Origin of the sequence: Kribbella flavida DSM 17836 (assembly GCF_000024345.1) — a bacterium.
In the GTDB taxonomy this organism is placed as follows: domain Bacteria; phylum Actinomycetota; class Actinomycetes; order Propionibacteriales; family Kribbellaceae; genus Kribbella; species Kribbella flavida.
Map to the genome: position 1 here is coordinate 7,228,254 of NC_013729.1, position 14,661 is coordinate 7,242,914.

Genomic DNA, 14,661 nt, shown 5'->3' on the forward strand with positions numbered 1-14,661 from the left:
ACCTGTCCCCTCCACCCCGATTCACGTCCCAGCGGGCGAGCAGCGGAACCCTAGGCACTGACCCCGTCATGCTACTCCTCCAGCATTGCCGACAAATTTCTTGGAACTGTCGAGATCTTGCAGTCCTGAGTCGGCGTGCGTAGGGTCCAGCGTCAAACGGCGCGCCTGTGGGGGCGGCCGTGCGTTCGAGGGGATGTCGCCCGTGTCCCAGCTTGCCTTCCACCGTTCCCGTCGCCGACGCGTCGTCCTCGTGAGCGCCGCCGTCGTCGGCGCGCTGCTGACCGGCTCCGCAGTCCATGCGGCGGCCGCCCAGCCACCGCGTCCCGCGCCCAAGATCACCCGGGCGGGCCTCGATCCCGCGCTGGTGCAGGGCCGCGGCGCGACCGTGCCCTTCGTCGAGCAGGAGGCCGAGAACGCCTACACCAACGGTGAGCGGATCGGTCCTAGCCGCGAGGCGTACACGCTGCCCGCCGAGGCGTCCGGCCGAACCGCCGTCCGGCTGACCGAGCGCGGCCAGTACGTCGAGTTCACGCTGACCGAGCCGGCGAACGCGCTGACCCTGCGCTACAGCATCCCGGACAGCCCGTCCGGCGGCGGACTGCGCGCGCCGCTCGACGTCACCGTCAACGGCAAGCGCCGGCAGACGATGTCGCTGACCTCGGAGTACGCCTGGCTGTACGGCATGTACCCGTTCTCCAACGACCCCGACGTCGACCCGAACCCGGGCTGGTGGAAGCCGGAGCCCGACCCGGTGACCAAGCCGTTCCGGCCGAACCACTTCTACGACGAGCAGCGGCTGATGCTCGGCCGGACGTACCAGGCCGGCGACCGGGTCCGGTTCGCCGTACCGCGGCACACGCCGGCCTCGTGGTACGTGCTGGACGTCGCCGACTTCGAGCTGGTCGCCGCACCGAAACGGCAGCCGGCCAGGTCGCTGTCGGTCCGGCTGTTCGGCGCCGACCCCACCGGCCGGTACGACGCGGCGCCGGCGATCGAGCGGACGATCGCGGCGGCGCAGCGGATCGGCTGGACGGTGTTCATCCCGCCGGGCACGTACCAGGTGAACCGGCACATCGTCGTGGACAAGGTGACCGTGCAGGGCGCCGGCAACTGGTGGTCGATCATCAAGGGCAAGGTGCTGCCGCTGCCCGAGCCCGCGCCGGACAAGTCGGTGCACAGCGCCCCCGGCTTCTACGGCAAGTACGCCGCCGACGGCGGCAGCACCCAGGTGCACCTGGCCGACTTCGCGATCGAGAGCGACGTCCGGGACCGGATCGACACCGATCAGGTGAACGGCATCGGCGGCGCGATCGGCGGCGGCTCGACGATCCGCGGCCTCTACCTGCACCACACCAAGGTCGGCATCTGGCTGGACGGCCCGATGGACGGCCTGCTGATCCGGGACAACATCATCGTCGACCAGATCGCCGACGGGATGAACCTGCACCTCGGCGTCTCGAACGTGCGGGCCACCAACAACTTCGTCCGCAACAGCGGGGACGACGGCCTGGCGATGTGGTCGGAGGCCAATCCCGGGGGCCTGGTGAACCACGACAACGTCTACGACCACAACACCGTGCAGACGCCGGTGCTCGCGAACAACATCGCGATCTACGGCGGCCGCGACAATGCCGTCACCGACAACCTGGTCGCGGACCCGATCCGGGAGGGCAGCACGCTGCACGCCGGCTCGCGGTTCGGCTCGACACCGTTCGAGGGAACGCTGACCTTCGCCCGGAACACCACCGTGCGCGGCGGACCCCGGGATCTGAACTGGAACCTCGGGCTCGGTGCGATCTGGCTCTACGCGCTGCAGTCCGACCTGGCCGGGCGGATCGAGATCACCGACAGCGCGCTGCTCGACTCGACCTACAACGCGTTCCTGTTCGTCGTCGACTGGCCGGTGAAGGACGAGCACGCGGTGACGAACGTGGCGGTGCGCGACGTGAAGGTCGACGGTACCGGTACGAACGTGGTGAACGCGCGGGTCGGCGGCTGGGCCACCTTCGAGAACGTCGACGCGCGGAACGTCGGGGCGCCGTTCGTGAACAACTGCGGCACGTTCCAGTTCAACGGGCCGCCCGAGTTCGACGTCCGCCTGCTCGGCGGCAACGACGGCGGCTGGGCCGGCGCCACCTGGTGCGAGGACCGGCCCCCGGTGGTCCCACCACCGCCGCCGTCTCCCTGGAGCTAGCGCGTCGCGGGGCGCAGCCGACCGCTGCGCCCCGCCTCGTCGGTCCTCAGTCGACCGCGATGACTTCCAGCTCGACCAACCAGTCCTCGGCGAGGGTCTGCACGACGATCGCCGTCGTCGGCACCGGGCGACCGCCGAGCGCGGCGACCCGGGCCGCCGCGTTCGCCTCGGCGTACTCGGCGGACCGCAGGTAGCTGGTGATCCGGACGATGTTGTCGACTGTCATCCCGGCCGATCGCAGGATCTGCCGGAGATTCGACCAGATCAGATCGAGCTGCTCGGTGAGGCCGGCGCCCGGTACGCCGGCCGGGTCCAGCCCCATCGTGCCGGCCACGTACACCGTGCGGCCCGGACCCCGCACCTCGATCGCGTGCACGTAGTCCTCGGTGGCCGGGTAAATTCCTTCGCGTGGGTTGTGCGGTACGACGTCCATGCCGTCATCCTCCAGCGCCGCGGCCCCGCGGGCGAACGATTTCATCTCGCCCACCCTCCGGGCGGGGCCTCCGGCGCCGCCAGCTCTGCGGTTAAGGTCGAGGGCATGCGTGCACATGCTCAGCGGCTGACCGGGCTCGGGACGACGATCTTCGCCGAGATGTCGGCGCTCGCGGTGCGGACCGGGTCGGTGAACCTCGGCCAGGGGTTTCCCGACACCGACGGCCCCGACTCGTTGCTGGAGGACGCGATCACCGCGATTCGCTCCGGCGCGAACCAGTACCCGCCCGGCCGCGGCATCCCCGCGCTCCGGCAGGCGATCGTGGACCACCAGCGCCGGTTCTACGGGCTCGAGTACGACCCGGACAGCCAGGTCCTCGTCACCACCGGCGCCACCGAGGCGATTGCCGCCGCCTTGCTCGCGTACGTCGAACCAGGCGACGAGGTGATCGCCCTCGAGCCGTACTACGACTCCTACGCCGCCTGCATCGCGATGGCCGGCGGGCGGCGGGTCCCGGTCACGCTGCGCGCTCCGGACTTCCGGCCCGACCTCGACGAACTGCGCGCGGCCGTCACCCCGCGGACCAAAGTGCTGCTGATCAACTCGCCGCACAACCCGACCGGCACCGTGCTCACCGACGAGGAACTGCGCGGGATCGCCGCCGTCGCGGTCGAGCACGACCTGGTGGTGATCACCGACGAGGTCTACGAGCACCTGATCTTCGACGGACTCCGGCACCGCCCGCTCACGGCGTACGAGGGCATGGCGGAGCGCACGGTCTCGATCGGCAGCGCGGGCAAGACCTTCTCGGTCACCGGCTGGAAGATCGGCTGGGTCACCGGCACACCTGAGGTGGTCACTGCGGTGAACACCGCCAAGCAGTTCCTCACCTACGTCTCCGGCGCGCCGTTCCAGCCCGCCGTCGCCGGGGCCCTTGCTCTCGGCAACGAGTACTTCGACGGCCTGCGCGCCGACCTGCAGGCCCGCCGCGACCTGCTCTGCGACGGCCTGGAGCAGCTCGGTTTCGGCGTGCACCGCCCGCAGGGCACCTACTTCGTCACCACCGACATCCGCCCCCTCGGCCACACCGACGGCGTCGAGTTCTGCCGCATGCTGCCCGAGCGCACCGGCGTCGTCGCCATCCCCCACCAGGTCTTCTACGACAACGTCGACGCCGGCCGCCCCCTGGTCCGCTGGGCCTTCTGCAAACAACGCGAGGTCCTCGAAGAAGCCCTCAACCGCCTCACCAAGCTCTGACCTGCTCCAAGCAGGTAGCTACTCGGGCAGGAAGCGCTCCAGGGTCAGCGGTGCGAGAACCACAGCTTGGTCGGCTGCTGCAGCATCATCACCAGCAGGGCGACGTGCAGGGCGAGGCCGAGGATGCTGCCGGGCAGGGCGGTGATGCCACCGGTGATGCCGAACGCGGCGACGACGATGAGCATGATGCGGGCCCACGGGCGACGCTTGCGGACGAAGATCGCCGGCAGGATGTAGGCGGCGGCACAGGCCAGGATCAGACCCAGGACGACGCCTTTGGCGCCCGGGTCGCCCATCAGGGTCTCGGCGATCTGCTCACCGGCGGAGGTGAGCATGAACAGCCCGAGCAGCAGGCACAGCCCGCCGAGCCCGAACGAGATCGCCGACGCGATCGTCACCTGCTTCGGCGGCCCGGCCGGCGCCGGCTGGTACCCGTACGGCCCCGGCTGCGGCGCCCAGTTCCCACCCGGCTGGTTGAACCCGCCTTGCGGCGGCCCGTACCCCGGCGCTCCATATCCCCCAGGCGCACCGGGCCCGTACCCAGTCGGCGCACCGCCCTGACCGAACGCTCCCGGCCCTCCACCCGGCTGCCCGAACGCCCCGCGGTACGGCCCCGGCTGATCCGGCCCGTTCCCGGGCCCACCCTGCACGCCACCACCGAACATGCCCGGATAAGGCCCCGGCCGTCCGTCAGCCGTCGCCGGCCCGTCAGTCGGACGCAACTGCGAGGCCGGCGGCCCGTCCGGGCGCGGCTGCGGCGCCGACGGGTCGGTGGGCGGCGTGGGCTCGGCGGCTCCGCCGGTCTTCGGGTTCTGCTCGTCGGGGTCGTGCGGGGCGGCAGGGCCGCCGGGCTGGTCGCTCATCTGAGTAGGTGTCCTCCGCTTCTCCCCTCGATCCTCCCAGACGAAGCCAACCAGCGCCGCCCGCCGCACTGCACCGCCCACAAAGCCCAGCACGCAGCGATGCCCGGGACCGCAAAGGATCCCGGGCATCGCCCACCACACCTACCGGCGGCTCACTGCGAGGTGACCTCCAGCGCGTCCTTCGCCTCGTTCAGCCGGACGCGCACCGTGTCCCCGTCGCGGACCGTGCCCGCCAGCAGACCGCGCGCCAGCTCGTCGCCGATCGCCGACTGCACCAGCCGGCGCAGCGGCCGAGCGCCGTACACCGGGTCGTAGCCGGTCAGCGCCAGCCACTCCAGCGCGTCCTCGCCGACGTCCAGGACGATGCGGCGGTCGACCAGGCGCTTCTGCAGCGCGGTGATCTGCAGGCTGACGATCTGCGTCAGCTCCTCGCTGCCGAGCGCGTCGAACAGCACGATCTCGTCCAGCCGGTTGATGAACTCCGGCTTGAACGACTGCCGCACCACCGCCATCACCTGGTCGCGCTTGGCCTGGTCGTCCAGCGTCAGATCGGCCAGGTACGCCGACCCCAGGTTGCTGGTCAGGATCAGGATGACGTTGCGGAAGTCGACCGTGCGCCCCTGGCCGTCGGTCAGCCGGCCGTCGTCGAGCACCTGCAGCAGGATGTCGAAGACCTCGGGGTGCGCCTTCTCCACCTCGTCCAGCAGGATCACCGAGTACGGCCGGCGGCGGACCGCCTCGGTCAGCTGGCCACCCTCCTCGTAGCCGACGTAGCCGGGCGGGGCACCGACGAGCCGCGAGACGCTGTGCTTCTCGCCGTACTCCGACATGTCGATCCGGACCATCGCCCGCTCGTCGTCGAACAGGAAGTCGGCCAGCGCCTTGGCCAGCTCGGTCTTGCCGACACCGGTCGGGCCGAGGAACAGGAAGCTGCCGGTCGGCCGGTCCGGGTCGGAGATGCCCGCCCGCGCCCGCCGGACCGCGTCACTGACGGCGGTGACGGCCTCGCGCTGGCCGATCAGCCGGCGACCGAGCTCGTCCTCCATCCGGAGCAGCTTGCCGGTCTCGCCCTCGAGCAGCCGGCCGGTCGGGATGCCGGTCCACATCGCGATCACCTCGGCGATCTCGGTCGGGCCGACCTCCTCGTTGACCATCGCGTCCGGGCCCTCGGTGACCTCGGGCTCGGCCGAGGCCGCCTCCAGCTCCTTGGTCAGCTCGGGAATCTCGCCGTACAGGATCCGGGCCGCGGTCTCCAGGTCGCCGTCGCGCTGGGCCCGCTCGGCCTGACCGCGCAGCTCGTCGATCCGCTCCTTGATCTCACCGACCCGGTTCAGGCCGGACTTCTCCTTCTCCCACCGGGCCTCCAGCGCGCGCAGCTCCTCCTCGCGGTCGGCGAGGTCGGCGCGCAGCCGCTCGAGCCGCTCCTGGCTGGACGGGTCGTCCTCGCGGGACAGCGCCAGCTCCTCCATCTTGAGCCGGTCGACCGTACGCCGCAGCGAGTCGATCTCCACCGGGGAGGAGTCGATCTCCATCCGCAACCGGGACGCTGCCTCGTCGACCAGGTCGATCGCCTTGTCGGGCAGCTGGCGGCCGCTGATGTAGCGGTTCGACAGCGTCGCGGCCGCGACCAGCGCGCTGTCGGAGATGGCCACCTTGTGGTGCGCCTCGTAGCGCTCCTTCAGCCCGCGCAGGATCGCGATCGAGTCCTCGACCGACGGCTCGCCGACGAACACCTGCTGGAACCGCCGCTCCAGCGCCGGGTCCTTCTCGATCCGGGTCCGGTACTCGTCCAGCGTGGTGGCGCCGATCATTCGCAGCTCACCGCGGGCCAGCATCGGCTTCAGCATGTTGCCGGCGTCCATCGAGCCGTCACCGGTCGCCCCGGCCCCGACGACCGTGTGCAGCTCGTCGATGAACGTGATGACCTGACCGTTCGACTCCTTGATCTCGGTCAGCACCGCCTTCAGCCGCTCCTCGAACTCGCCCCGGTACTTCGCGCCGGCCACCATCGCGCCCAGGTCCAGGCTGATCAGCCGGCGGCCGCGCAGCGACTCCGGCACGTCACCGGCGACGATGCGCTGGGCCAGGCCCTCGACGACCGCGGTCTTGCCGACGCCGGGCTCGCCGATCAGGACCGGGTTGTTCTTGGTCCGGCGGGACAGCACCTGGACCACCCGGCGGATCTCGGAGTCCCGGCCGATCACCGGGTCGAGCTTGCCGTCGCGGGCCCGCTCGGTCAGGTCGATGCCGTACTTCTCCAGCGACTTGGTGGTGCCCTCGGCTTCCGGCGAGGTGATCCGCCGGTTACCGCGCATCTGGTCGAACGCCTGCAGCAGCGCGTCCGCGGTCACGCCGAGCGCGGTCTGCGCCGCGCCCTCGACGGTGGCCAGCGCGATCAGCAGGTGCTCGGTGGAGACGTACTCGTCCCCGAGCCCGAGGGCCCGCTGCTCCGCCTGGCTCAGCACGTCGCCGGTCTTCGCGGACAGGCTGGGCGCCTGCACGCTCCCGCCACTGGCCTTCGGCAGCCGGGCGAGGGCTTCCGCGGTCCGCCGGCGGATCGCGTCCACGTCGGCGCCGGCCGCCTCGAGCAGACCGGCGGTGGTCCCCTCGGGCTGGGCCAGCAGGCCCGACAACAGGTGAATCGGTTCCACGGTCGGGTTGCCCGCCGCGGAGGTCTGACGGATCGCGACCGACAGGGTTTCCCGGGCCAGCGTCGTCAACCGCTGAACATCCATCTGGTTCCAGCCTTTCAAGCTCAGCCAACAGCAGTCACTATCCATAACCTACCGAGAGTTGAGTGCATTCCACTCAAGTCTGCCCGAATCTGGGGAAAACTCAGGGTCCCCCAGGGTCGGCACCCGCAAGCCGTTCGACCCGCACCGAAGTACCGGCTCCGAGCGAACCTTTCCGGGGTCGGCTCCCGTCTTCAGAGCACAACCACGTTTCTGCCCTCTGGAGGACTCCTTGCACCGCCCCTGGATCACCTCACTGGTGGGTGCCGCGCTGATCCTCAGCGCCACCACCGTGCCCGCGTCAGCAGCTCCACCACCCGGCGCACCTGCGCCGGCCGACACCGCGACCACTGCCCGGACCGCCCGGATCACCCTGATCACCGGCGACCGGGTCCGCGTCACGTCGCGGCCGGGTGCCCCCGAGCTCGTCACCTTCGAGCCGTCCCCGGACAGTCGCTCCACCGCCGCCATCACCACCTACTCCGGCGGTCACACGTACGTCGTACCGGCCGCCGCGGCCGCTGACGTCGCGTCCGGCCGGCTGGACCGCACCCTGTTCGACATCACCACCCTGGTCGCGGAAGGCCGCGACGACACGAGTTCCACGACCCTGCCGGTGATCATCCGGTACGCCGGGAGCGCGGCCACCGCCCTCGGCCGGGCCCGGCAGACGCCGGTTCCCGGGGCGGCGAAGTCCCGCGTGCTGACCAGTATCGGCGCCCGGGCCGCCGCGGTCTCCAAGTCCGGCACGGACGACTTCTGGCGGGTCGTCGCCCCCGGCACGACCGCCCGGGTGGCCGGCTCGATCGAGCGCGTGTCCCTGGACCGCCGGGTGCGGGTCGACCTGGATCAGAGCGTGCCGCAGATCGGCGCGCCGGCCGCCTGGCAGCGCGGGCTGACCGGCAAGGGCGTCACGATCGCCGTCCTGGACACCGGCATCGATCCCGCCCACCCGGACTTCGCCGGGCGGATCACCCGGTCGGAGAACTTCAGCGAAGCCGCCGACACCGTCGACCACTTCGGCCACGGCACCCACGTCGCCGGGATCGCCGCCGGCAGTGGCGCCGCATCGGGCGGCCGGCACAAGGGGGTCGCGCCCGAAGCGAACCTGCTGAACGGCAAGGTGCTCGATGACAGCGGCAGCGGCAGCTTCTCCGGCGTCATCGCCGGGATGGAGTGGGCCGCGGCGCAGGGTGCGGACGTGGTCAACCTGAGCCTCGGCAGTCAGGACCCGAGCGACGGCACCGACGACGTGTCCCAGGCCGTCAACCGGCTCAGCCGGGACACCGGCACCCTGTTCGTCGTGGCCGCAGGCAACTGCTTCTTCCCGCAGCCGGCCACCGTCACCTCCCCTGCGGCGGCCGACGATGCGCTCGCGGTGGGCAACCTGAAGCGCGACGGCTCGCTGAACGAGAGCTCGTGCCGCGGCCCGCGCAAGGGCGACGGCGCACTGAAGCCGGAGATCTCCGCCCCCGGCACCGACATCGTCGCGGCCAAGGCGGCCGACGCGGTGATCGGCGACCCGGTCGGTGACCACTACACCACTCTGACCGGTACGTCGATGGCGTCGCCGCACGTCGCCGGTGCGGCGGCGCTGGTCGCCCAGGCCCACCCGGACTGGAAGGCCGAGCAGCTCAAGGCACGGCTGATCTCGACCGCCGATCCGCAGCAGGCCCGGGTCGACGAGGAAGGCGCGGGTCGCGTCGACGCCGACCAGGCCACCGAGGCGGGCGTCACCGTCGACACCGGCGAGCTCGAGCTCGGCAAGCTCACCTGGCCCTACCCGGCCGAGGACAAGGTGAGTCGCGAGCTCACCTACCGCAACCCGACCGGTACCGCGGTGACGCTGCAGCTCGCCGCGACCCTCGAACCGGCCCAGGCGACTCCCACGCTGAGCGCCACCCAGCTCGTCGTGCCGGCGAACGGTACGGCGACGGTGACCGTCACGGCGGACCGGGCCGCGGCCGGTACCGGCTACTTCTCCGGCCGGGTCACCGCAACCGCCGCCGGGGCCGACCCGATCGTCACCACGATCGGCTGGTACGCCGAGCCCGAGCTGTACGACCTGACGATCAAGGGCATCGCCCGGGACGGCAGTCCGGCGAACGCCGACATCAGCATCAGCCGGCTGGACGGGGAACCGGTCGACGTCGGGCCGTTCGGGCTGCCGATGCGGAACGGGGTGGCCACGCTCCGGCTCCCGCCCGGCCGCTACCTCGCGTCGTCCACCTTCTCGCTCGACGCCACCGACACCGCACCGCAACGGTTCGACCTGGTCACCAGCGGCGAGACGCAGCTGGCCAAGGACACGACGGTCACGCTCGACGCCCGGCGGGCCGCCCCGGTGGACCTGACCGTTCGGAACGGCCAGGCCCTGACCGCCCGCGAACGGAGCATGGCCTTCACGGTCCGCACCGCCGAGGGCCTGATGTCCGGGGGCACCGGGGTCAGCACGACCGGCGCAGCCCGGATCTTCGGCGCGACGCCGACCGCCAAGCCGAGCGTCGGCAGCGCGGAGTTCGCCGTCGGCAACCGGCTCGAGGTACCGCCGTACCGGGCTGGGGTCGCCGGCGGCAGCGCCTTCACCGTGCTCGACTTCTACTTCGGGCCCCGGTTCACCGGCGTCAAGGACTTGCCGCTGTTCGACGCCGGAACGGCGACGCCCGAGGAACTGGCCGGGGTCCAGGGCAAGCTCGCGCTGATCCGCGCCGGCAACGACGAGCCGAGGTACAACGGTGAACTGGTGAAGGCGGCGCAGGACGCGGGCGCGGCCGCCGCCGCGCTCTACAACCCGGACCGGCCCGGCGATGGCGGCGTCTTCGCGTTCTGGGCGACCGGTGAAGGACCCACGGCCACGATCCCGGCGATGCGCACGTCCCGGGCCGCCGCGCAGGCGCTGCTGGACCGGCTCAAGACACAGCCGGTGACTGTCCGGGTGACCGGGCAGGCCGCCACGCCGGTCATCTACGACCTGGTCCGGCCGTGGGCGAGCGGAATTCCCGCTGATCCCCGGATGGTCGTACGGCCCGAGCAACTGGCGACGGTCAGCGAAACCTTCGGCGCCCACCGGCGCGGGATGGCCACCTCGGAGACCCGGCACGCGACGACGCCGGGCTTCAACCAGTTCGGCGGCTGGCTGGCGCCGACGTTCGACACTCCGGTCCGGCGGACGTCGTACGTGCTGGCCAACCGGACGCGGTGGAGCAGCTTTCTCGTGCTGGACAACGGCGGCGAGAACCTCGGTCTGCACTCCACGGAGCGGATCCATCGGCCGGGCGAACGGAGCTCCGTCCGCTGGCTCGCGCCCGTCCAGACCAGTGGTCTGCCCCCGGCTCCGACTCCACTGGGCGGGGTCAAGCGGCTCGAAGGCGGGCTGCTGGTCCAGGTGAGCCCGTTCCTGCAGGGCGAGCAGTTCGCCGACACGATCAACAACCCCGACTCCCGGCTGACCCTGTTCCGCAACGGGGAACAGGTCGCCTCCGAGGCGGACACCGCCCTGTGGACCGAAGTCCCGGCCGACGCGGCCGACTACCGCATGACGCTGGACACCCGGCGGGACAGTGAGAACTGGCGCTACTCCACCCAGGTCCGGTCGACCTGGACGTTCAAGGCGCGGGGCGGCACGGACGAGGTGATGCCGCTCGTGTTCGCGTCCGTCGACGTGCCGCAGGCCAACGCGCTCAGCCAGGTCCAGGTGGGTACGCCGACGACTGTCGCGGTCAACCTGTACCACCAGCCCGGCACGGACTCGGCCGCGCCGATCACCGAGGCCAAGCTGGAGCTGTCGTACGACGGCAAGCAGTGGACGAACCTGCCGCTGCTGCGGACCGGCGACGGCAAGTACGCCGCGACCCTCACCCACCCGGTCGACCGGGCCGGTCAGGCGCCGTCCCTGCGCATCACCGGATCGGATGCCGAGGGCAACAAGCTCGAGCAGGAGGTGACCCGGGCCTACGGACTCCGCCGCTGATCCGTCGGACGGGGCTCGACGAGGCCGGTGTCGTAGGCGAGGATCACCGCCTGCACCCGGTCTCGCAGCCCGGTCTTGGCCAGCATCCGGCTGACGTGCGTCTTGACCGTGTGCTCGGTCAGGTGCAGCGTCGCCGCGATCTCCGCGTTCGAGTTGCCCTCGGCCACCAGCCGGAGCACCTCGCGCTCGCGGGCGGTCAGTTCGTCCAGCCGGCCGGACTCCTCAGGGTCCGGCCGGCTGCGGGCGGACCGGTCGAGCAGCCGCGGCGGCCGCCCTGACGCTCTACGAGTACCGCCGGACCGTTGTCCGCACCACCTGAACTCCGCGTTCGCGCGCCCTGAACTCCGGTTCAGGACAGGAAGTCGGCTGCTCGGATGCGGTAGACCTGCAGGTTGAGGCCGTAGTACTTGTCGGTCTCGCCGACCCACTCCATGCCGAGGCGCTCCGCGGTGGCGATGGCGCGTTTGTTGTTCGGGCGGGCCACGGCGTACAGCTCATCGGTGTCGCCGTCGGTGAACGCCCAGCGCATCAGCGCCCGGCTGGCCTCGGTGGCGTACCCGTTGCCCCAGGCCGACGGCTTGAGCTGCCAGCCGATCTCGAGGTCCTCCTCGTACGGCGGCAGCAGCCGGATCAGCAGGCCGCCGACCACCTCGCCGGTGTCGGAGCGGGTGATCGCCCAGCGGCCGGCCGGCACGACGAAGTTCGGCTGGGCCTCGATCCAGGCCTGCAGCACCAGCTTCATCGTCGCTTCGTCCTCGATCCGCTCGATCGCCGGCGACAACCACAACGCCACGTCCGGCGCACCGTAGATCTCCAGCGCGGCCGCGGCGTCGTCGTCTTGCCACTCCCGGATCAGCAACCGATCGGTCTGCACGGTGAACGTCACCTCGCCAGCGTAGGCCGTCGGACGACGCGGGCAAGCTCCGTCAGGTGAACAACTGGTGCCGACGGCAAGAACCCCCGGACCCGGCCGGCGGGTCCGGGGGCTCTCGGCTCGGCGGCGCCACCGCCGAAAGGAGGCCGAAGACTCCCCCGGGGGAAGGGGAGCCCTCGGCTGCCGGAGCCCACCACCAGGGCGTTCTCCAGCGGCCGGAGCCTTCCGGGGGAGAAAGGCTCCGGTGGAGCCGAAGCGCTCCAGGGGAAGAGCACTCCGGCGAACCGGAGGCGCTCCCGGGGGAAGGAGCACTCCGGCGGGCCGGCGGCTCTCGGGGGAAGAGCTGCCGGCGGGGATCCGGAGGCGCCGAGAGGGGTTTCGGCACGCTCCGGTGGTCGGAAGGTGTGATCCGGCAGGGACTCACGTGCGGTCCTGCCGTGGTCGAAAGGGGGCGGAAGGCCGCTTGGTTCTGCTTCGTCCGGCGGCGGGGTTCTGCCGTGTACGGCCCGTTGGGTCCTGCGTCGTGCGGCTGCACGTCCTGGTGGGAGGCGGGTCCTGCTGGGAGCGGCGGCGGACGGCTTTTTCATCCTGCCGCGGATCGGCAACCAGCACTCTCAGTGTACAAGCAGGTTCAACTGGGGATCCCCCGCCCGGCCGCCGGCGCCGGGTAGGTGCCGCCGGCCGGGTGGAGATCAGTTCCGGGTGATCTCGAGCGGCTGGCTGCGAATCCAGCGCGTGGTGGTCTGCTGCCGGCCCATCGCGATGACGTCGCCCGCGGGACCGGCCGAGAAGACCCGGCTGGCGGTACTGCGCTGGGACACCCCGACTCCGCGCTGGACCTCCGCGAGCAACTGGTTCACCCGGCGGCGCAGGTCCTCGACCTCCGACTGCAGCTCGAGGATGTGCCGGATGCCCGCCAGGTTGATGCCCTCTTCCTGGGACAGGTGCTGCACATAGCGCAACTTGGCCACGTCGTACGCCGAGTAGCGGCGTCCGCGCCCGCTCGCCCGGCTCGGCACCACCAGGCCGAGCCGGTCGTACTGCCGCAGGGTCTGCGGGTGCATGCCGGCCAGTTGGGCCGCCACCGAGATCACGTAGATCGGCGTCCGGTCGTCCCAGGTCGGCACGTGGTTGAACGGGATGCCCATCACGCGCTCCCGAACAACCCGGCCCGTAGATCAGGCTGGTCCGACGCCGAGCTGAACTCCTGCAGCCTCGCGCGCTGCTCGTCGCTCAGTTCCTGCGGAACCTGCACCTCGATGGTCAGCAGCAGGTCGCCCTTGCTGCCGTCCCGCCGGACCGATCCCTTGCCGCGGACGCGCAGCTTGCTGCCGTTCGCGGTGCCGGCCGGGATCCGCACGGTGACCGGCAGGCCGTCGAGCGTCGGGACCTTGATCTCGGCGCCCAGCGCGGCCTCGGTGAAGCTGACCGGAACCGTCAGGGTCAGGTGCTCACCCTGCCGGCCGAAGATCCGGTGCGGCTTGACGTGCACGGTGACGTAGAGGTCGCCCGCCGGGCCACCCCGTTCGCCGGCCGCGCCCTTGCCCTTGAGCCGGATCCGCTGGTTGTCCTGCACGCCCGCCGGGATGCGGACCTGCATGGTCTTGCTCGACTGGCCGCGGCCGGAGCCGTGGCAGGTCTCGCACGGCTGGTCGACGACCAGACCGCGGCCCTTGCACTCGGTGCAGGGCTCGGTCATCGCGAAGACGCCGCCCTGGACGGAGGTCTGCATGCCGGTGCCTTCGCACTTGAGGCAGACCTTCGGCACGGTGCCGTACTTCGCGCCGGTACCGCGACAGGTCTTGCACGGCTCGTCGCTGGTCATCCGGAGCGCCACGGTGACACCGTTCACGGCCTCGCCGAACTCGATCGTCGCCTCGGTCTCGATGTCGGCACCCCGCCGCGGCCGCGCGGTCGACGTGGTGGTCGTGGGCCGGCCACCACCGCCGAACATGCCGCCCAGGATGTCGCCGAGACCGCCACCGGCGCCGCCCGCGGCGGTGCCGCCCCGGTTGAACAGGTCGCCGACGTCGAAGCCGAACCCCTGCCCAGCCTGACCGGCACCACCCGGCATCCGGAAGCCGCCGCTGCCGAACAGCCGGCGCGCCTCGTCGTACTCCTTGCGCTTCTTGGCATCGCCGACGACGTCGTACGCCTCGGAGACCTCCTTGAACTTGGCCTCCGCCGACGCGTCCCCGGCGTTGGAGTCCGGGTGGTACTTGCGCGCCAGCTTGCGGTAGGCCTTCTTGATCTCGTCCGGCTCTGCCGTCTTGGAGACGCCGAGAACCTTGTAGAAGTCCTTCTCCAACCAGTCTTTCGTACTCACCGACGCCTCACC

Annotated in this window: 10 protein-coding genes; 3 read left to right on the forward strand and 7 right to left on the reverse strand. The window is 71.3% G+C overall.

What is annotated here, in order from left to right; translation table 11 throughout:
- The first annotated feature begins 193 nt into the window (after nt 1-193).
- Nucleotides 194-2,194 (forward strand): glycosyl hydrolase family 28-related protein, encoded by a 2,001-nt coding sequence (locus tag KFLA_RS33570; RefSeq protein ID WP_012924299.1) that lies wholly within the window; start codon nt 194-196, stop codon nt 2,192-2,194.
- 46 nt (nt 2,195-2,240) lie between these two features.
- Here KFLA_RS33570 and KFLA_RS33575 read toward each other — a convergent pair whose 3' ends face one another.
- Nucleotides 2,241-2,672 carry a RidA family protein gene (locus KFLA_RS33575; protein ID WP_012924300.1) on the reverse strand — a complete coding sequence of 144 codons (432 nt, stop codon included), beginning with the start codon at nt 2,670-2,672 and terminating at the stop codon, nt 2,241-2,243.
- 60 nt (nt 2,673-2,732) lie between these two features.
- Here KFLA_RS33575 and KFLA_RS33580 point away from each other — a divergent pair, with 60 nt between their 5' ends.
- The gene (locus tag KFLA_RS33580; RefSeq protein ID WP_012924301.1) at nt 2,733-3,884 is read left to right on the forward strand and encodes a pyridoxal phosphate-dependent aminotransferase; all 1,152 of its coding nucleotides are present in this window, start codon (nt 2,733-2,735) and stop codon (nt 3,882-3,884) included.
- A 44-nt stretch (nt 3,885-3,928) separates the two neighbouring features.
- Here KFLA_RS33580 and KFLA_RS37720 read toward each other — a convergent pair whose 3' ends face one another.
- Both KFLA_RS37720 and clpB read right to left on the reverse strand, forming a co-directional pair.
- Nucleotides 3,929-4,747 (reverse strand): hypothetical protein, encoded by an 819-nt coding sequence (locus KFLA_RS37720; RefSeq protein ID WP_012924302.1) that lies wholly within the window; start codon nt 4,745-4,747, stop codon nt 3,929-3,931.
- A 152-nt stretch (nt 4,748-4,899) separates the two neighbouring features.
- Nucleotides 4,900-7,482 (reverse strand): ATP-dependent chaperone ClpB, encoded by a 2,583-nt coding sequence (gene clpB, locus KFLA_RS33590; protein WP_012924303.1) that lies wholly within the window; start codon nt 7,480-7,482, stop codon nt 4,900-4,902.
- 229 nt (nt 7,483-7,711) lie between these two features.
- Here clpB and KFLA_RS33595 point away from each other — a divergent pair, with 229 nt between their 5' ends.
- Nucleotides 7,712-11,449 carry a S8 family serine peptidase gene (locus KFLA_RS33595; protein ID WP_012924304.1) on the forward strand — a complete coding sequence of 1,246 codons (3,738 nt, stop codon included), beginning with the start codon at nt 7,712-7,714 and terminating at the stop codon, nt 11,447-11,449.
- Here KFLA_RS33595 and KFLA_RS39570 read toward each other — a convergent pair.
- The 4 genes from KFLA_RS39570 to dnaJ form a co-directional block, all read right to left on the reverse strand.
- On the reverse strand, nt 11,431-11,877 hold the full coding sequence (locus tag KFLA_RS39570; protein ID WP_083792945.1) for a LuxR C-terminal-related transcriptional regulator: 447 nt from the start codon (nt 11,875-11,877) through the stop codon (nt 11,431-11,433). The genes KFLA_RS33595 and KFLA_RS39570 overlap by 19 nt on opposite strands.
- Entirely contained in the window at nt 11,799-12,335 is a 537-nt protein-coding gene (locus tag KFLA_RS33605; RefSeq protein ID WP_041289604.1) for a GNAT family N-acetyltransferase, read from the reverse strand. Before KFLA_RS33605 ends, KFLA_RS39570 begins: the two co-directional genes overlap by 79 nt.
- Nucleotides 12,336-13,015: 680 nt before the next feature.
- Entirely contained in the window at nt 13,016-13,471 is a 456-nt protein-coding gene (locus KFLA_RS33610; protein WP_012924306.1) for a heat shock protein transcriptional repressor HspR, read from the reverse strand.
- On the reverse strand, nt 13,471-14,649 hold the full coding sequence (gene dnaJ, locus KFLA_RS33615) for a molecular chaperone DnaJ (RefSeq protein WP_012924307.1): 1,179 nt from the start codon (nt 14,647-14,649) through the stop codon (nt 13,471-13,473). The genes KFLA_RS33610 and dnaJ overlap by 1 nt, the downstream gene beginning before the upstream one ends.
- Between the last annotated feature and the right edge of the window lie 12 nt (nt 14,650-14,661).